15 protein-coding genes are annotated in these 18267 nt (G+C 59.1%); 7 read left to right on the top strand and 8 right to left on the bottom strand.

Annotated features, from left to right (window positions below; all coding sequences use genetic code 11):
* The first annotated feature begins 41 nt into the window (after positions 1–41).
* Both NA78x_RS24335 and NA78x_RS24330 read left to right on the top strand, forming a co-directional pair.
* Positions 42–1760, top strand: a complete 1719-nt coding sequence (locus NA78x_RS24335; protein ID WP_425614985.1) for a response regulator — start codon at positions 42–44, stop codon at positions 1758–1760.
* A 10-nt stretch (positions 1761–1770) separates the two neighbouring features.
* Positions 1771–2970, top strand: a complete 1200-nt coding sequence (locus NA78x_RS24330; RefSeq protein WP_425614984.1) for a metallophosphoesterase — start codon at positions 1771–1773, stop codon at positions 2968–2970.
* A gap of 284 nt (positions 2971–3254) precedes the next feature.
* On the opposite strand, the gene NA78x_RS24325 is transcribed toward NA78x_RS24330, so the two are convergent.
* The 6 genes from NA78x_RS24325 to NA78x_RS24300 form a co-directional block, all read right to left on the bottom strand.
* Entirely contained in the window at positions 3255–3626 is a 372-nt protein-coding gene (locus tag NA78x_RS24325) for a cupin domain-containing protein (RefSeq protein WP_425614983.1), read from the bottom strand.
* 102 nt (positions 3627–3728) lie between these two features.
* Complete coding sequence (locus NA78x_RS24320) at positions 3729–4460, bottom strand: sensor histidine kinase (RefSeq protein ID WP_425614982.1); 732 nt, start codon at positions 4458–4460, stop codon at positions 3729–3731.
* A 115-nt stretch (positions 4461–4575) separates the two neighbouring features.
* Positions 4576–6867 carry a polyribonucleotide nucleotidyltransferase gene (pnp, locus tag NA78x_RS24315; protein ID WP_425614981.1) on the bottom strand — a complete coding sequence of 764 codons (2292 nt, stop codon included), beginning with the start codon at positions 6865–6867 and terminating at the stop codon, positions 4576–4578.
* 479 nt (positions 6868–7346) lie between these two features.
* A complete protein-coding gene (rpsO, locus tag NA78x_RS24310) occupies positions 7347–7616 on the bottom strand; it encodes a 30S ribosomal protein S15 (RefSeq protein ID WP_145095007.1) in 270 nt (89 codons plus the stop codon).
* Between the two features lie 374 nt (positions 7617–7990).
* A complete protein-coding gene (locus tag NA78x_RS24305; RefSeq protein WP_425614980.1) occupies positions 7991–8365 on the bottom strand; it encodes a hypothetical protein in 375 nt (124 codons plus the stop codon).
* 64 nt (positions 8366–8429) lie between these two features.
* Positions 8430–9824, bottom strand: coding sequence for a M20 metallopeptidase family protein (locus NA78x_RS24300; protein WP_425614979.1), 1395 nt, complete (start codon positions 9822–9824; stop codon positions 8430–8432).
* Between the two features lie 232 nt (positions 9825–10056).
* Here NA78x_RS24300 and NA78x_RS24295 point away from each other — a divergent pair, with 232 nt between their 5' ends.
* Genes NA78x_RS24295 through NA78x_RS24285 form a run of 3 tightly spaced genes read left to right on the top strand, consistent with a single transcriptional unit; the run spans position 10057 to position 12083 of the window.
* A complete protein-coding gene (locus NA78x_RS24295) occupies positions 10057–10707 on the top strand; it encodes a YcxB family protein (protein WP_425614978.1) in 651 nt (216 codons plus the stop codon).
* A gap of 29 nt (positions 10708–10736) precedes the next feature.
* Positions 10737–11408, top strand: coding sequence for a hypothetical protein (locus NA78x_RS24290; RefSeq protein ID WP_425614977.1), 672 nt, complete (start codon positions 10737–10739; stop codon positions 11406–11408).
* Between the two features lie 6 nt (positions 11409–11414).
* Positions 11415–12083: a hypothetical protein gene (locus tag NA78x_RS24285; RefSeq protein WP_425614976.1), complete on the top strand. Its 669-nt coding sequence runs from the start codon at positions 11415–11417 to the stop codon at positions 12081–12083.
* Positions 12084–12102: 19 nt separating this feature from the next.
* Here the strand turns inward: NA78x_RS24285 and csrA are convergent, their stop codons facing one another.
* Both csrA and NA78x_RS24275 read right to left on the bottom strand, forming a co-directional pair.
* A complete protein-coding gene (gene csrA, locus NA78x_RS24280; RefSeq protein ID WP_425614975.1) occupies positions 12103–12306 on the bottom strand; it encodes a carbon storage regulator CsrA in 204 nt (67 codons plus the stop codon).
* 107 nt (positions 12307–12413) lie between these two features.
* Complete coding sequence (locus NA78x_RS24275; protein WP_425614974.1) at positions 12414–12932, bottom strand: YbaK/EbsC family protein; 519 nt, start codon at positions 12930–12932, stop codon at positions 12414–12416.
* 528 nt (positions 12933–13460) lie between these two features.
* Here NA78x_RS24275 and NA78x_RS24270 point away from each other — a divergent pair.
* Together NA78x_RS24270 and NA78x_RS24265 are read left to right on the top strand one after the other, a co-directional pair.
* Positions 13461–15293: a glycosyltransferase family 87 protein gene (locus NA78x_RS24270; RefSeq protein WP_425614973.1), complete on the top strand. Its 1833-nt coding sequence runs from the start codon at positions 13461–13463 to the stop codon at positions 15291–15293.
* 313 nt (positions 15294–15606) lie between these two features.
* The gene (locus tag NA78x_RS24265) at positions 15607–18264 is read left to right on the top strand and encodes an alpha/beta hydrolase (protein WP_425614972.1); all 2658 of its coding nucleotides are present in this window, start codon (positions 15607–15609) and stop codon (positions 18262–18264) included.
* Positions 18265–18267 lie beyond the last annotated feature (3 nt).

Below are 18267 nucleotides of genomic sequence, written 5' to 3'. Positions count from 1 at the left end.
ATCCAACGGTGTTGTGGGTCGCGGCGTGCAGGAGCGGGGGCGTGAGCGGCAAGCCAAAGGTTCTTCATGTAGCTGGTGATTCGGACGATTTGCCCGAGTCTATCAGTACGTCGTGCGATATCGTCGAAGTCCACAACCCCGTTCGTGCTTTGGCGCGGATCAATCGCGAACACTTCGACGGCATCTACGTTTCGGCCCCCCGCTTCATCGAAGCCCTGCGACTCGGCCGCCTGCTCGAAAACGATCGCATCCTGGAGGGAACTCCCGATGCGATGGCCCTGCTCGATAGCGAATGCATCATCCTCTGGGCGAACGAACGCCTGAGGCATTGGACGAATCGCGGCAACATCGTCGGCGAGCATTTCTTCGCCTCTCTTGGCAATCCCGAAATCGTCGGCACGGAAGCAGCACCCCTGCGGGCAGCGTTCCGCACCAATCACCCGGTCAACTCGCTGCTGAAGACCACCGACAATCGCTACTTCCACCTGCATGCCGCCCCGATCGTCGCCCCAGAGGAGAAGACCAAGAATCTGGTCGTCACGGTTCGCGATGTCACGGTCGAAACGCAGCAGCGGCACAAGCTGACCGCCATTCAAGATGCCGGTCGTCAATTGGCAGACATGAAGCCCGACGAGATCTTCGAGATGTCCGTCGAAGAGCGCGTCGAACTGCTCAAGTCGAACATCTTGCATTGCATCAAGGACCTGCTGAAGTTCGACGTCGTCGAGATTCGCGTGGTCGATCAAAAGACCAAGCAACTCGTGCCGCTGCTCGAAGTGGGCATGGACCCAGACGCCGCGCAGCGCGTGCTGCATGTCAGTAAAGAGAAGAACGGTGTCACTGGGTTTGTCGCGGCCACCGGCAAAAGCTACCTGTGCGAAGACACCGCCAACGACCCGCTCTACTTGCAAGGCATTCAAGGTGCCAAGAGCTCGCTGACCGTTCCGCTGAAGATGCACGGCTCGGTGATCGGCACGTTCAATGTCGAGAGTCCGCAGCCCCGAGCCTTCACCGATAGCGACCTGCAGTTTCTCGAAATCTTCTGTCGCGACGTCGCCATGTCGCTCAACACGCTCGACCTGCTCGCTGCCCAGCGTGCGAACGCCGCGCAAGAGAGCGTCGAACTCATTCACCGCGAAGTGGCTCTGCCCATCGATGCGATTCTCAACGACGCCACGATGATTGCGCAGCAGTACAGCGGTGCCGAGCAAACCGTCGCCGATCGCTTGAACGATATCGTTGTTCGGGCCCGTGAAATCAAAGCGGTGATTCAGCAAGTGGGCCGCAAAATGGCTCCGGCCGAAGCGATTCCGGCGAGTGCAGTTCCCGCCGATGATCGGCCGAAGCTGCGCGGCCGCCGCGTGTTGGTCGTCGATAGCGAGCCGGCTGTGCGCACCAGCGCCCACTGTTTGCTGGAGAAATATGGCTGCGTCGTCGAGACCGCCCAGCGTGGCGACGAGGCCGAATCGCTCTACCAGCACAGCCTGCGAGATTCGCGGTACGACGTGGTGCTCACCGGCATCAAGCTCCCCGATATGACCGGCTACGAGCTGATGATGCGACTCAAACGCATGATTCATCCCGTACCTCTCATTTTGATGAGCGAGTTTGGCTGGGACGCCGGACATACCCTCGTCAAAGCTCGCCAGGCCGGTCTGCACAATCGCGGCATCTTGATCAAGCCTTTCATTCTCAAGCAACTGCTCGATACCGTCGAAACCATCATCGATTGGTCCAACGAGCCCGGCAGTCAGGCCTAGCGAAGTCCGCATGGAACTCGCCCTCTTCTGCTTGCTGATCCCCTTCGCAGCCCTCGGCCATTTCGCCGCGACTCTCTGGCTGTTCAATCGCTTGCACGGCGAAGCTTGGCCGTATCGCTTGCGGCAAACGCTCGAACGACTGCTGTTTCTCGCGGCGATCTCGATTCCCCTCGTCGTCGCCTGGCAATCGCCGAACTTCTACTATCGGCCGATCCTCGACATCGACACCTGGTCGAACCTCAGCACCCTGACCATGTTGAGCGCCGTCTATTTCTGGTGCTGCATCGTCGCTTGCCTGCAGATCATTCCCATCTGGCTGATACCGAAGCTCCGCTACACCACACCGGCCGAACTCATCGCCACCGAGACGCGCGAACTCAACCTGCGCGAGCAACTGCCTAGCATTCCCGTGCAGGGCCTGTTTCCGCGATTTTGTGCATCGCTGCCCGGCAACCAGATTTTTCATCTGCAGGTGCAAACCAAGCATTTGAAACTCCGCAACTTGCCGCCCGCGCTGAAGGGCCTGCGCATCGCTCATCTCACCGACATTCACCTCACCGGCAAAGTTGGCTGGGAGTTCTACGCCGAGGTCATCCGCCTGACCAACGAACTTCAGCCCGATCTGATTTTGCTCACCGGCGATATTGCCGAACGAACCAGGTGCCTTCCGTGGATCCAACCTCTCTTCGGTTCGCTTCAGGCACCGCTGGGAAAGTTCTTCATCCTGGGCAATCACGATTTCCTCCTGCCCGAGGCAACCTTGCTGCGGGAAGAACTGCGGCGCTGTGGCTTCGTTGATATTGCTGGCCGCTCTCAGCAACTGTCGATTCGCGATGTGCCGGTGCTGATCGCGGGTAACGAACTTCCCTGGCACGGACCAGCGCCGTCGGTGCCTCTGAAGAGTGCAAAGTCTCCAGAGCCCAGCTATCCAGAGCCCGAGTTTCGCCTGCTGCTCGCCCATACGCCCGACCTGTTTGCTTGGGCCCAGCAGCAAGAGTTCGACCTGATGCTGGCCGGACACAATCACGGCGGGCAAATTCGCCTCCCCTGGATCGGTCCGCTAATCTCTCCCAGTCGCTTTGGCACCCGCTACGCCGCGGGCCTCTTTCGCGAAGGCCCCACGCTCATGCACGTCGGCCGCGGCATTAGCGGCGAACACCTCCTGCGGTTCAATTGCCCGCCCGAACTCACCCTACTGATTCTCGACTAACTTAAGTCACGCCAACTCACCTAGCTCGAGAAAACTTTGTTCACAAACCGGCCCCCTCGGAAGACACCGAGCCGCGCCATTCTCGGGAAATACGACGTTTTTGCTCATGCCGGCCCCTGGGTTTGTGAACACCCCTCACTTGAGCGTCGTGCCATTTGCGTCAATTGCTGAGCGGCTACTCGGAAGTACATGATAATCACTTGATTGGTACATATGATGTTTTTTCTGCGCGTTTGTCAAGTAACACGGGACTGTTTTTTGGATTGGGAAATGCGGGAGTCGCGTTACTGGCCCACGTCATCGCGATGCACCGTGCTGGGGGAGAAGGCAGGCAAACAAACGGCGATGTACTCCGCCCCGTCTGCTCCCGGCGTACTGTAGCGAATCCACTCGCCCGCGTGGCAGATAATCGCCTGCCCCGCAGCCACTTCAAAGGTCAGCCCCTTTGTCTCCACTCGCAAGGTCCCTCGCAGCACCACCGTGTACTCGTCGAACTGTGGCGTTTGCCCCGGTTCGCTCCAGCCACTGGGGCTTGTCATGCGAGCGATGCTCAGGGCCTCGGTTTTCGAGTTCACCCGGCCGATGAACTCTTCGATCTTCTTCGGCGGAGTACCTGCGGCTTCTATACGAGTGGGTTCAGTAATCAGCGTTGGCATCGGCGTGCTCCCTCAGCGGTGCGGTGAACGGAATGAGCCCAGCATCGTAACTTCCGTTTCAATTTACTTGTCCAACTAAGGCCAAAGTCATGAACGGCTTTGCTAATCAGCGAGTCGCAGTGGCGTGGGGAATTCGAGTGTGAATTGTGTGCCGCGGCCGACCTGGCTATGGACGTCGATGCGGCCGCCGTGGGCTTCGATGATCTTGCGGGCGGTAGGCAGGCCTAGACCGGAGCCGCCGGACTTGGTGGTGTAGAACGCTTCGAACATGCGCATGGCGGTGCGTTCGTCCATGCCGCAGCCGGTGTCGATCAAATCGAGTGCCACGCCGGTGCGTGTGAGCCGTGTGCGCGCGACGAACTGTCCGCCGGTGGGCATTGCTTCGAGTGCGTTCTTGACGAGGTTCACGAGCGCTGCCTGAACGGTCTCGGGATCGAGCTTGACGCTGGGCAGATCGGCATCGAGATAGCGAATCACTTCGACGCCGTTTTCGGCGGCTTGCGGCTCAAACAGGTCGAGCACTCGTTCGATTTGTTCATTCAGGCTGCCGAGCCGCAGTTCGAGATGCCGCAGCCTGGAGAAGCGGAGGAAGTCGTTGAGCAGATTCTCGAGCCGCGTGCATTGCCGCGTAACCATCTCGATTTTGGCGAGTGCCCGGCGCTCTTTGGGGGTCGCGGGATCGGCGAAGTCTTCGGCCAATAGCTCCATGTTCATGCGAATCACGGAGAGGGGATTTTTGATCTCGTGCGCGAGCGAGCCGGCCAGTTCGGCCAGTTCGATGAACTGTGCTCGCAGTTCTTCATAGGAGGCCGGCAGCGGAGTTTCTTCAGCCATCGGCTGGCCCTGGGGTCAGAAGGACAGAGTTCGGAAGTCAGGAGTCAGGAAACACAAAACCCGCGAGAAGTGATTCTCGCGGGTTTTGATTATGGACTATTCAGGCTGGTTTCGACTAGCGACGGTCACGACCGCCGCCTCCGCCACCACCTCGGCCGCCGCGACCACCACGGTCACCGCCCCGGTCATGACGAGGACGATCTCCGCCGCGGTCACCACCACGGTCGCCGCCGCGATCATCGCGTGGCGGACGAGGTGGGCGTGGTTCGCCACCTTCGCCTTGCGGCCCGCCATCCTTCGGCACCAGTTCATCGGGCAAGCCGAGTTCTTCCAGGGCACGACGACGGCTGAGCTTGACGCGGTCATGGTCATCGACGTCGATCACGAGCACCTTCATTTCGTCGCCGACGCGGCAGATATCGCCGACCGAGCTGACGAAACCACCAGCAAGTTCGCTGATGTGGACCAGGCCATCGCGGCCCGGCAGAATTTCGACGAAGGCACCGAAATCCTTGATGCTGCTGACCTTGCCGTTGTAGATCTTGCCGATCTGCACGGTGGCCGTGACGGCTTCGACTTGAGCTAAAGCGGCTTCGGCCCATTCGCGATTGCTGCTCGCGATGGTCACGATGCCGCTGTCGTCCACTTCGATCACGCAACCTGTGGCTTCTTGAATGCCACGGATCATCTTGCCGCCAGGACCAATGAGAGCGCCGATCTTCTCGGGGTCAATGGTCGTGCGGAGCAAGCGCGGAGCGTAGAGGGAGATGTCTTCTTTCGGACGCGAGATGCACGAGAGCATCTTGCGGAGGATTTGAATCCGGGCTTCGCGCGATTGCTCGAACGTCGCCTTGATGATTTCTTTGCTGATGCCTTCGATCTTCAGGTCGAGCTGAATGCCAGTGATGCCGTTCTGGGTACCGGCAATCTTGAAGTCCATATCGCCGAAGTGATCTTCGTCACCGATGATGTCGGTGAGCAAGCACCATTCGGTTTCCGATTGTTGAACCAGACCGACCGAGATACCGGCGACTGGATTGCTGATTGGCACACCCGCGGCCATCAGGCCGAGCGTCGCTCCGCACACGCTGGCCATCGACGAGCTGCCGTTCGATTCCAGAATGTCGCTGATGACGCGAATGGTGTAGGGGAATTCTTCGGGCGAAGGCAGAACGGGAGCGACGCTCCGCTCGGCCAACGCACCGTGACCGATTTCGCGACGACCCGGACCGCGAATCGGACGGCATTCACCGACCGAGAACGACGGGAAGTTGTAATCGAGCATGAACTTCTTCGAGTACTCTTCGAACAGGCCGTCGACCCGTTGCTCGTCACGCGAGGTGCCGAGCGTGATGGTCACGAGGGCTTGCGTCTCACCACGTTGGAAGACGGCCGAGCCGTGTACGCGGGGCAACACATCGACTTCGCATTCGATGTTACGCAGCGACTTGTTGTCGCGGCCATCGGGACGATTGCCGGAGAGAATCAGGTCGCGCACGACGATCTCTTCGAATTCGTGCCACACCGACGAGAAGCGTTCGGGCTTGTAAGCGCCGTCGGCCTTGGGGTCCGGAATGATGGCAGCCAGAGCTTGAGCCTTGACTGCCTTCACAGCTTCAGCACGGGCTTGCTTGCCCGAGGTTTGCTTGGCCGAACGATAAGCGTCGTAGTAGCCGCTCTTGATGCGGTCCATCAGGCCGTCATCCGGAGGAGCGACGTAATCGGGACGCTTGACGCCAACCTTGTCGGCGAACTCGCGCTGCATCTGGCAGATTTCGATAATCACGCCGTGCGCGAAGAGGATCGCGTCGTACATGTCGTTTTCGCTCATTTCGCGAGCAAAGCCTTCGATCATGGCGACCGAGGTTTCGCTGCCCGACACGATCAGGTCGAGATCGCTCTCTTCCAGGTCATCTTGGCTCGGGAACGGAATGAACGTGCCATTCACGCGGCCCACGCGTACCGAGGCGATGGGCCCGCGGAACGGCAGGTTCGAAATGAACAGGGCACAAGCGATACCATTCATCGCGAGGACGTCGGCGTCGTTCTGGGCGTCGCTCGACATGACCATCGCCTGGCATTGCACTTCTTCGCGGTATCCCTTGGGGAACAGCGGGCGAATCGGGCGATCGCAGAGGCGCGAGGTCAGAATTTCTTTCGTGGTCGGGCGACCTTCCCGCTTGATGAAGCCGCCGGGGAACTTGCCCGCAGCAGCAACCCGCTCGCGATAATCGCAAGTGAGGGGGAAGAAGTCCTGGCCAGGTCGGCCGGCACCACCCACAACCGCGTTCAGAACGACGGTGTCGGCATATTGGGCGAGAACAGCTCCCGCTGCCTGCTTGGCGAGAAAACCTGTTTCGAACGAAAGAGTATGACTGCCGATTTTCTTTTCGACGCGATGCTTCACTGCTGCTACCTGATACTTTCTTTTCCTATGTTCCGGCTGCGACCGCTGCCCGCTTCAACTGAAAAGTCAGACTGAAAAAAGGACAACACAAACGGTTGCGAACTGCGCGAACCTGAGACCACAAAACGGGGACTTGCAGAAGAGTTATGTTGCGACTGACGAAGCAAGACTAACCGCCCACTCTGCTAGACAGATGCGAGAGCGCGCGAACATCCAACTAACCATCAGCTCCACCGAGACTGAGGATGGCTAGCTACTCGACGCGTGGAAGACCAAATCCATTGACAGACCAGCTACCTGGCCGATCAAGCCCTGCCAATCAGGGCTGACATCATTCACGCCCAGTGCCAACAGGCCCGCTGAGCGCCGTACTTCAGAACGTAAACGGTAGAGAAAACCAATTTTCTCGACGATTATTCAACTACTCAGATCCAACTGCTGACCACGAACGGGTTCGTGGCAACCAATTCACCACCCAACTACTTACGAATACCGAGCTTACCGATAATTTCGGTGTAGCCGGCCGCATTCTCGCGACGCAGGTAGTCGAGCAACGTGCGGCGACGGCTGACGAGCGCCAGCAGCCCACGGCGGCTGTGGTAGTCTTTGTCGTGTGTGCGCATGTGCTCGGTTAGGTTATTGATGCGGGCTGTCAGCACCGCAATTTGCACCTCGGGCGAACCAGAGTCTGTTTCACTCCGGCGATACTCAGAAATCAACTCTGTTTTACGTTCTTTCGTAACTGTCATATTCCGCCGTCATTCCTCCACGCGGCCGAGCGGCAGTGCCTGCTCAGCCTGGGTGCAACGAACTATCCTTCAGTGCCGTTTTTTGGCCCCTTTGGCCTCTTGGCATGTGACCGGAACTGGTCCTTACGTCACCCAAACCCAAAAACGATAAGCCAGTGAGTTTACCAGCGGGAGAAGAGATTGCAAGGGCGTTTTGGAAGAAGGTTGGTCGTGGCGGGAATGACAAGGGGGTAGTTCTTCCCGCCCCCGAGCCTGTCCCGGGAGTTTAACGGCTTTTGCACATTAACTCGCCTGCGGCGTTCGAAAGCAAAGTCTAGCGCAAAAACCGATGAACCCCCGCCGCAGGGCGGGGCGTTTTGCAGGAGACTGGTTGCTCACCCAGCAGAGGCTTTTTTCGGTTCGGGCGGTGAACGATCGACAAACTTGCCGGTGCTGAATGCCCCGCGAATGAACGCCAGCATGGTCATGAACAGCACGCCACTCAGCAGCAGTGCCAGGGCCAGACAAACAGCAAAATAGTCGCGCATCAGCTTTAGAGCCGGTGGTTCAGCACTTTTGGGAACTCGTCGAGTGACGGGACCAATTCCCTTGGCCAAATCCTTAGCCTCCTCGCGCCAATGGTCCCATTCCATTTGGGCTGACTGATCGCCGTAGACCGCGATTGCTTGCTGGCGTCCATAGAACATGCCACCGGTAACTACCACCAGCAGCATGCCGAGCAAAATGAAATCGAGCAGACGGAATTGCATGAGGACTTTGGTGTGGGTGGTAAGCCGGAACATCGCGGAGTACCGCTTGTGACCGGCCTACAAGTTACTTGGCAAACAAATCCGACACGGCAGCGGTCATGGTGCTGACACCGGTGACGATGGCTTCGTCTGCATCAGGATAGAACAGTGGCGAGTGGAGTGAAGGGGGCTCTTGTCCCAGTTCCTTGAAGCGGGCGAGGCGTTTGCCGTTCACGGCTCCCAAGCGATACATCAAAATCGGCACGCCCGCGCGGCCGTATTCGCTGAAATCCTCACCACCCATCGAGGGCTCGCCGGGCACAATATTCTCTTCGCCGAGTTGTTTGCGAAATAGCTGACCAATGCGAGCAGCCAATGCTTCATGGTTGAAGGTGGCCGGAGTGCCATCCGAAAACGCAATCACCGGTTCCGGTGCATTCGAGGCAATGGCCACTCCCTTGGCTTTACGTTCGATCGCTTCTTTCAATTGAGCACGAACCTTGTCGGTATAGCTGCGTACGGTGAGCTGCAGGTGACAGGTATCGCCGATGATGTTGTGCTTGGTGCCGCCGTGAATCGAACCAACCGTGATCACTGCCGGTTCGGTGGGCTTAATCTCGCGGCTGACGATCGTTTGCAGGGCGACGATCAACTCGGCCGCTTGTACGATGGGATCAACCGTCGTGTGAGGCATGGCACCATGACCGCCGCGACCACGCACGGTGATATCGACGCTATCGACGTTCGCCAGAATGTAGCCGCCGCGGATGCCGATCTTGCCGGTTGCGAGCGTCGAGTCGCAGTGAAGAGCCAGTGCATAGTCGGGCTTTGGGAAGCGTTCGAATAGCTTGTCTTCGAGCATCTTGCGAGCGCCCGAACCGCGCTCTTCGGCCGGTTGGCCGAGCAGGACGAGCGTCCCCTTCCAATCGTCTTTGTTCGCCGCAAAGTAACGAGCCACGGCAATGAGATTGGTAATGTGAATATCGTGGCCGCAGGCATGCATCACGCCCACTTCGTTGCGGGTGTCGTTCTTCACCATTACTTGCGAGGCGTAGGCCAGCCCCGTCATCTCTTTCACGGGCAGGGCGTCCAGATCGGTCCGAACCATCACGGTTTTGCCGGTGCCGTTCTTCAACACGCCGACAATACCAAAGCCGCCGACGTTCTCGGTGACCTCGGCTCCTGTTTCGCGCAGGTGCTTGGCCAGCGTGGCAGCTGTCTCTTTCTCTTGGAAAGAGAGTTCTGGCGTCTTGTGAAAGTGCTGGTAAACAGCAAGCAGGTCGTCGAGATTCTGCTTGGCCCAAGCCTCACCTTTGGTGGTTGCAGAAGCGGTCGCGGCTGATTGTTTCGTGGCCGTAGCTTTCGGTGGCGATTCTTGCGCAGCAATGGTTCGGTATGCGAAAGAAACACAGGCGAAAGTCACGCAAATCGTAACCTTCCAGAGACTAGGACTGCCTTGCGACGAATCACGGTGCGACATAGAATTTGCTCCCAGATCATATTTTGCAATCGTTCATTTGGCAGTCTGTCGCATTCATCTTTCGGCAGCCTGCCTCTTTTTTTGCGCTCGCGCAAAAGTCCTCGCTGCGATTGCGCCTCACGATAGGCGTTTCTGTGGGCGGCGGCAATCAACGGCCGGCCAAATAACTCGGTACCTGTCTGCGCAAAATTTGAGGTGAATTTCCCCGCGTTGCTCCTTACCATGAGCGGCTATGAGCAACCTCAATCCTTATTCGTCTCCCAACGCCGTTGAAGCACCGCGCGAGCAGGTTCTGGTCGCGCAGCTGGTCGGCGAAGAAGAGGGAATGTCCGTCGAGTTCGAGCAAATCTTCGAGGACTTACTCGACTATCACGACTACCACCTGAAGACGACGGGCGCCCATGCTTGGGGCCGCGTGTTGATGGCGGTCATTACCAGCGTTGCTATTTGCGTGATGTTGGTCGGCCTGATGTCGGTAATGAACCAGGGCCGGCCAGACGACTTCACCAAGATGATCGCCTGCGGTGTGGTTGGATTTGCCTTCGCCTTCGCGCTCATCGGCGGTATGGTAGTCGCAGCGCAGCGATCGGGCTCGCGCACGGCAGTAAAGCAGGCCTATGAGAAAGGGAAGAATTTGGGACTCCTCGGTCTGCGGCGAATTACCATTAACCCGGAGTTTCTGATCTTCACTTCCACGCTTTGCCAGTCGGCCTTTCGCTGGGAAGGGATCGAGAAAGTCGGCAGCGACGCGAAAGGACTCTACGTCTACAGCACCGCGCTGACCGCTTATGTCATTCCGCGGCATGCCTTCGCCTCGGACCAGCAGTTTCAAGACTACTGTGCCAAAGCCAAGTACTACTTTGACCGAGGGCAACCATCGTGAGCAGACGAACGGGCTCTTGGCAATTCTCGATGCGTCACCTGTTTGTGGCGATGACGGCGATGGGCCTGCTGATGTTCGTGGCCATCAATTCAGCCGTGGTGGCCGCGATGGGCATCTTTGTGACCATGCTCTGCGCGTGGCTGTTCGTGAAGTTGCGAGCTTCCGGCGATCCACACATTCTCGCGCCGGCAACAGCCTTGCTGGGGATTGTTGTCCTTTGGTTCAGTGCGTGTGACTACAGTTCCACCGAAGTCCGCTGCTTGAACTGTCAGCGAGAGCATGAGGAGTACCGCGTGCGACTTTTGGGCCTACCAGTCTTCGCGCATCGAACCGAGTACCGGGAGGTTTTTCTTAGTTTGGTTGACAGCGATCTGGGTCGACCCTGCGTGCATGAGTTGGCCTCAACACAGAACAGTCGACTATGGGGGCTGTTCGTATCAGAGATGACGGCTCGAGAAGGCTATTGTCAGCACGGCAGGTATGTCAGCACGCCAGAGTGGTACACCGACGATTCGCGACAGCGGATTCGGAATTGGCGGCACTCGAAACCGGTTCTATTCGAGGAGTTGTGTGCCGAACACGCGAAACAACATCTCTGGGAAGTGGTTTCAAGGATTGAAACTGAGTTGCGTTACGAACGCTCGTTGGAAGATCTACAGCGGGAGTACATGGCCCGCCAATCGAAAATACCCGGCCAGTAAATGACGATGACTCCGCTTGATGCAAATCGCTGGCAATTCTCGATGCGTCACCTGTTTGTCGCGATGACAGCGATGGGCCTGCTAATGTTCGTGGCCATCAATTCAGCCGTGGTTGCCGCGATGGGCATCTTTGTGACCATGCTCTGCGCCTGGCTGTTCGTGAAGTTGCGTGCTTCCGGCGATCCACACATTCTTGCGCCGGCAACTGCCTTGCTGGGGATTGTACTGTTTTGGTTTTCGGCCTTCGATTCGACCTTGGGGCTCGTTGAATGCGGTGCGTGTGGCCACGAACATCGGGAGCATCAGTACCGCTTGCTCGGCATTCCGCTGTTTACGCAGCGTACGAACATCGTCGAAGGGTTGCGCGGTTTGATTGCCAGCGATCTTGGCCAGCCCTGTTCACATACGTTTGCAATCGATCCCATCGATCGGCGTTGGGGATTCGTCGTGAAAGAGTATGTCACCTTTGGCTCTTCCGCCGCGCAGATGGTTCCCGATGCCGACTGGTACACGAGCGAGATGCGCGCACGGGTTCGTCTCTGGGCAAGCACTAAGCCAGAGACGATCAAGGCGCTCCAGCACAGGTTGCTGGCAACCGACGACTGGGCTGTCTTGTTCGAGATTCAAGAAATGCTACGTGAGGAAGTGGAGTTGGACGCAACGAGTAGCAAGTGACACCGCTGCGCGACGCCCACTACGTACTCGCAGGTGGCGATGCCGATTGTTCGCTGAGGCGTTGTTGCTCGAACTTCTCTTTCAGTTCTTCGCGCACCACGGCGAGATGCGACGGGGCTTCGACTCCGATACGAACGCCACCGCCTTGGATGCGAACGACGGTGATCGCGATGTTGTCACCGATGAGCAATCGTTCGCCAACTTTACGACTGAGCACTAGCATAATCGCACTCCTTTGCTGAACTGGCTCGAGAATGGGCAGGATCAATTCACTTGCACGCAGAACTCACAGGGCTGAGAAAGAGTTCCTCTAATTTCAACAACGGAATGCTAGCAAATTGCTGCGCCAATGCAATCAGCCTCGGCTTGATGAAGTGCACATCTATTCGGCCAGCGAAGCGAGGCGGGCTGTTCGGCCTGCAGGTAAGTTTCGTAGCTCAGCTTCAGCGAGATGGCGTGATCGCCCGCGTTGAAGTTGAGTTGCGGCTGTTGAGCCAGCAGTTCATCGCACCAGGTGGGCAGGCCGAACAAGCTGCCAAACGGCGGAATCGAGCCTGGGGTGAGCCCCGTTTTTTCGAGCACTTCTTCTTTGGTCGCAAAGCGGAGCGACTTGCCACCGATCGCTTTGCGGGCCAGCTTGCTGCCGAGTTTGCGATCGGCCGGCAGCACGATCAGGACGAACTGTTCGTCGACCTTGCAGATCAGAGCCTTCGCTCCACTGGCCAGCGTGGTGCCGCGAATAGCAGCCGCTTCTTCGCTAGTGAAGACCGGCGCGTGGTGCAGAACCTCATAGCTCAGCTGCTTTGCATCGAGCAGCTGACAGAGTCGGGAAAATACAGTTTCAGCCACCGAGGCTCTCCAAAAGCAAAATAGGGCCGCTGACGGAAACATGCCGGTTACATTTCGCAAGATCAATCGCGTCAACGGCTTACATGACGTACTAGGAGTTCGTCGCAGCCATCGCGGGGGGCCGATAGACCTTGCAATGATGCCCGAAATACGTACGCTAGACAATTACTTTAGCGGTCATGCGCCGATTTGTAGCGACGCCTCCTTCACGAACTCTTCACAGGGTTCGGCGGGTCGGAGTCACTCAGATCCGCTCTCCGCTAAGGCAACTTCCCTCTCTGCCGGTTTCCCGTCAACCGGTTAGGTTTCCTGGGCCGGTTCGTTGAAAGTTGTTGGTACGGCTCGTCGGTTTGCTGTGTGTCGTTGAGATGCGATCAGCGAGGCAAAGTCAACCGCATCAATACGTCAGAGCGGATGCAGGCGGCATCGGTTCGCGGTTGAACAAACTTACGTTGAGAGACACCACTTGCTTCGATCACGCTGCAGGGTTGCGGCGTTAGAAGATCAACAGGAATTTGATCAGCGGGAATGAGCGAGATCCTTTTTCAATACCAGAAAGTCGAGCCAACGACGTGGGCTTACCTATCGTCGCTGTTGATCATTGGCTTGTACTTCAAATTCAATCGCTTTTGGAGCGTGCGAAATCTGGATCTCTGTCTGATCATTCTCCTCGCCCCTGGCCTGCTGATGGTTTACTACGGCGAGCAACTCTCTCGGCTGCCACAAGCGGCTGCGGTTGTTCCTGCCGGTGATGCTCCTCCAGCAATGGATGTAGGACCAGACAACTCGCCCCCACCAGAGCAACCCCAGCCCAATCAAACTCCGCCTGCGCCGAGCGAACTTGATAAATCCAGCGCACCAGCTGAGTCGCCGGAAAAACCCCCTGCGAACGAGACCACGCAAGTCTCGCCCGACCGCTTCTTTGTCTATGACGAAACCGACTCCCTACCGCTCTCTCCCGAAAATCAACTCAAACGCGAACTGGCCACGCGCAAGGCCTATCACCTGATTCAGGCCACCACCGATTCAGAAGTTGTACCCAGCGAAGGCGAACCCAAGCCTGAAGTTACTCCGCCAGTCGCCGCTGATCCGGTACCACCCGCTGTGAACCCGGCAGTGGTGACAGACAAAGCGGCCGTAGCGGAACTCGATCAACTGCTGGCCCGCTTGCCGAATCTCTCGCCCGAGAAAGCTCGCAGCGTAATGCACTTCGGCTATCTCTGGCTGCTCGGTGTTTCGCTGCTGTTGCTGGTCCGTTTGCTGTGCGACCCCACGATGGTCCGCCGACCACTCCTGGAGCCCAATCTGTCGAACGGCGGCCTGCTCTTCATCGGTTGTGCCCTCCTGTTCTTTTTGTTGGCCAACTTGCTCACCTCCGAAGTGAGCAGCGAAGACTTGAACGGCTCGCAAGGTGCGCAAGCCATCATCAATGCTGAGGATACAAGCGCCAATCACAAGCCGGTCGAAGCGTACTATCGCGTCGGTCCGGGCTACTACATGTTGCTTACGCTCCCTTCGATTCCTACCTTGCCTTTTGGTCGCCTGGCCCACGATGACCCCCGCGTTGCACTCGCGCCCGCCGCGCGAACGATGGCCATCATCTCGCACCTCTCCGTAGTAATCGCACTGGTCATTGTTGGTCTGTGGCACTTCGACAACGTCAAACTCGGCATCGGTGCCGCCGCCTTGTACTTGATGCTCCCTTACACGGCGCAGATGACCGGCCACATCGATCACGTCCTCCCCTCCGCGCTCATGCTCTGGGCCGTGGTGTTTTATCGCCGACCCGCGCTGGCCGGCATCTTCATTGGGCTCTCCGTCGGCGTGGTCTACTATCCGCTCTTCTTGCTCCCCCTGTGGATCAGTTTCTATTGGCAACGAGGCGTGCTGCGATTCCTGCTCGGTCTGATCGGTGCCATTGCCGTCACCGCCATTTCGCTGGCCTTTGTCTCCGAAGACATGATTTCGTTCTGGTCAAAAATTCGGCAGATGTTCGGGCTCTTCCTGCCCAACATGGATGCCGGTCAACTCCGCGGCGTGTGGGAGCGTTCCTTTGGTTGGGATCCGATCTATCGTTTGCCTTGCATTGCCCTCTCGATCTGTTTAAGTGCCAGCTTCGCGATTTGGCCCGCTCAGAAAAACCTCGGCACACTCCTCAGCTGTTCTGCGGCCATGATGCTGGCAGTGCAATTCTGGCACGGTTACGGTGGCGGCACTTACATTGCCTGGTTCATGCCGCTGATGTTGCTCACTGTCTTCCGCCCGAACTTGGAAGATCGCATCGCCCTCACCGTCCTGGGCGAAGGCTGGCTCTCCAAGCGACGATCGCGGCTAGCACCGCCACTAGGTCGCGCGGCATAAGTATCGCTGCATAAATCGCCGCCATCTCCCACCGATTTCGCGCTCTCTGCGAACTTCTCTCAAGTCCTCACGGGCCCTGTGTCGACTGCCCGTTATACGATCTTCTCGACACACGGCAGCCTCTGCACAAACAGCGACTGCCGACCGCGAACTGCTAGCAAGGAAGCGAGGCAGCCGCATGACGCGATACCGTTTTTGCGCACTCCTATTCATAGGCTTGGTCTCTGGCTGCGGGGCCTTCGTGGGCTGCAGCTCCGAAGACGCGAGCCAATCTGCGCACGCGCCTGCTCGTTCGCCGCTCCTGCAGTCCTCCATGGTGCCGTTGCAACCAGCAGCCGATCCTCCAGCCGATTACATCGCGCGACGTCCCGCGACCAGCGCACCACCGGCAACCACCGCGGCCGACAATCTGCCGCTTTGGCCACCCGCGGGTTCACCCAGCCCGGCTCCTCTTTCGCCATTTCCATCTGCTCCTGCTACCAGTGCACCACCGCTGTTACCCGGCGCTGCCGATCAAACGACTGCCGGCAGTCCCGCGCCGCAGTTTCAACCTGCGCCCGAGCCTGGCTCGGTCCTTCAGCCGTTCAGCCCGGTTCCGCCGACCAATCCTGGCAGCAGCGAACCACCACCAGCGTCCACGTTCCCCGCAGTCGTTCCCCCCGCAGCAGACACTGCCGGAGGACCCTCGCTGGGCGATCCCAACCCGCTTCGCTCTTCAACGCCAGATGCCCCAGCGCCTGTTGCACCCGCTGCACCGGTCGCGCCTGCTGTCCCTGAATCAACACCTGCGGGCAATCCGCTGCGTGCGTTCTCGTTGCCACTCGCGGAAGAACGACCCTTGCCGCAGTGGAACCAAACGCAAACCGCACCCGCGCCGCTGGGTGGTGTGCCCGCGCCCACTGTTCCAGCTCCCACAACAACACTTCCTCACATTCCTGCCGAGCCCACCGCGCCGGCCCCCCAGCCCCCGACCATCTTCCCTTCGACACCACCGCCCGCTGCATCCGACAGCCTGTTGCCGCACGCGCCCGACGAAGGGAGTTCGGAGCCAGAGGTTTCCTCGCCAGCTCCAGCGCCCGTGGCACCAGCACCGCCTCCTCCACCACCTGCTGCCCCGGCACCCAAGACCTACGGCAAGTTGCCGCGCGTCTCCTCAGCAATCCCTAAGCCTGGCACGGCCCGTTCTGCTCCTCCCAAAAGTTCACTCAGCGGCTTGCCCAAGCCCAGCTCGTCGGCATTCCGCAGCAGCCTCGTCCCTGAAACCACCCCCGCTCATTCCGCAGCGCCGGCTCCGAGTCCAGCACCATCGCTTGCCGCGCCGCAGCCCACTTTCGAACCCAGCGGTGGCTCAGCGCCCCCTGCTGACTTCAACCAGCCAGGCTTTGCACCGTTTCAACCGCCGGCCCCCGCGGGCGCTGCACCGGACGCTGCAACAGGCGACCCTGCTCCTCGTTTCCTTTCGCCGGGAACGAAATCGGATCCACCAGCAGCGCCCGAAGCACCGCCCGCAACAGCGACTCCCGAAGCTGCTCCTACGGAAAACACAGCTCCGGAAGCGGCCCCCGAAACACCGTCTGCAGCTGCACCCGTCGCCGAAGCTCCCCTCTTCGTTCCCGCGCCAACCGCTCCCGCACCTGCCCCGCTGGCCGAAACCGATCCTGTCACGGCCGCCGCCGAAGTTGCCGCCGAGCAAGCTCCAGCGCCGCAGCCCATCGCCCAGCCCGCAGTCAACCCGGACGAAAAATTCGATGTGATCCGTGTCTTCTACGGCACCGATCGCTTGCCAGTGCTCGTGAATCAAGACAGCCTGATTGCTCGCTTGATTCGCTTCACGCCGCCGCTGATCCTGCTGCTGCTCACCATTTTCGGCTTGGGCGTCGTTGTTACGACCCGTCAGCTGACCTGGTTGATCGGTACGGTGGTCCTGTTCATCCTCAGCACGTTGGCCGTGTGGCATGGCGTGCGCGAAACGATCGCCGTGGCCGAGAAGGCTGCTCTCGAAGAGCCCAAGTACTCTGCCGACCGCAGTGACCGCGGCCGTGTCGAACGGGGCATCTGCGAGGTGACGATCCCGAAAAGTCACAAGCCGGGCGAACTCGAGGGCCCGTCGATCATTCGGCTCGAAGTGCAGGAAGATCCCGACAAGCACATCGTGCTGCGCAAGACGATCCGCCTGAAAGACGATGCCTTCTACGAACAGTTGCGAGCTCAGGTGGCGAACTCGCCCGATCGCGAACTGCTCGTCTTCGTGCACGGCTTCAATGTCTCGTTCGAAGATGCCGCTCGCCGCACGGCTCAGATGGCCAAAGACCTCGAACTGCGCGGCGCACCCGTGTTCTTTAGCTGGCCGGCCGACAAGTACTTCCTGCTTACCTACGGCAAGGACGAAGCCAGCGTGGGCTGGGCCACGCCTCACTTGAAGCAGTTCCTGCTCGACATTGTCGAACAGACCGATGCCAAGGCTGTGAACCTGGTTGCACATAGCATGGGCAATCGGGCCCTCACGACGGCTCTCCGCGAAATCGATCTGCAGATGCGCGATCAGGCCCGCCTGTTCAACCAGGTGGTGCTCGCCGCCCCCGATATCGACGCCGATGACTTCCGCGACAATATTGCCCCTTCGATTCAACGCACCGCCAAGCAGGTCACCCTGTACGCCTCGTCGAACGATGTCGCCCTGAGTGCCTCGCGGTTCTTCCATCGCAATGCCCGCGCCGGGGACACCAGCCGTGGGCTCGTCCTGGTGGCGGGTATGCACACGATCGATGTCTCGGCCATCGATGGCGGCCCGTGGGGACATTCGTATTACGGGGCAAGCGACCCTGTCCTGCGCGACCTGCACTTGCTGCTGGGCTCGTTGCCGCCTGAACGCCGCACCTGGCTCAAACAAAACGAGCTCGACGGCCAAACCTACTGGGCTTTCTATCCCGGCGGAACGGCAACCTCGCCAGCGCTGATGGTACCTCGCTAGTTG

Source organism: Anatilimnocola aquadivae (assembly GCF_049819085.1).
In the GTDB taxonomy this organism is placed as follows: domain Bacteria; phylum Planctomycetota; class Planctomycetia; order Pirellulales; family Pirellulaceae; genus Anatilimnocola.
This window is presented reverse-complemented; position numbering and strand designations above follow the sequence as displayed.

What these genes read in the sequence shown, in the direction of transcription:
- NA78x_RS24270 (WP_425614973.1), top strand. Translation starts at nt 13,461, where the DNA reads ATGAGCGAGATCCTTTTTCAATACCAGAAAGTCGAGCCAACGACGTGG.
- NA78x_RS24295 (WP_425614978.1), top strand. Translation starts at nt 10,057, where the DNA reads ATGAGCAACCTCAATCCTTATTCGTCTCCCAACGCCGTTGAAGCACCG.
- NA78x_RS24305 (WP_425614980.1), bottom strand. Translation starts at nt 8,365, where the DNA reads ATGCAATTCCGTCTGCTCGATTTCATTTTGCTCGGCATGCTGCTGGTG.
- NA78x_RS24265 (WP_425614972.1), top strand. Translation starts at nt 15,607, where the DNA reads ATGGTGCCGTTGCAACCAGCAGCCGATCCTCCAGCCGATTACATCGCG.
- csrA (WP_425614975.1), bottom strand. Translation starts at nt 12,306, where the DNA reads ATGCTAGTGCTCAGTCGTAAAGTTGGCGAACGATTGCTCATCGGTGAC.
- NA78x_RS24290 (WP_425614977.1), top strand. Translation starts at nt 10,737, where the DNA reads ATGCGTCACCTGTTTGTGGCGATGACGGCGATGGGCCTGCTGATGTTC.
- NA78x_RS24325 (WP_425614983.1), bottom strand. Translation starts at nt 3,626, where the DNA reads ATGCCAACGCTGATTACTGAACCCACTCGTATAGAAGCCGCAGGTACT.
- NA78x_RS24300 (WP_425614979.1), bottom strand. Translation starts at nt 9,824, where the DNA reads ATGTCGCACCGTGATTCGTCGCAAGGCAGTCCTAGTCTCTGGAAGGTT.
- NA78x_RS24330 (WP_425614984.1), top strand. Translation starts at nt 1,771, where the DNA reads ATGGAACTCGCCCTCTTCTGCTTGCTGATCCCCTTCGCAGCCCTCGGC.
- rpsO (WP_145095007.1), bottom strand. Translation starts at nt 7,616, where the DNA reads ATGACAGTTACGAAAGAACGTAAAACAGAGTTGATTTCTGAGTATCGC.
- NA78x_RS24285 (WP_425614976.1), top strand. Translation starts at nt 11,415, where the DNA reads ATGACTCCGCTTGATGCAAATCGCTGGCAATTCTCGATGCGTCACCTG.
- NA78x_RS24320 (WP_425614982.1), bottom strand. Translation starts at nt 4,460, where the DNA reads ATGGCTGAAGAAACTCCGCTGCCGGCCTCCTATGAAGAACTGCGAGCA.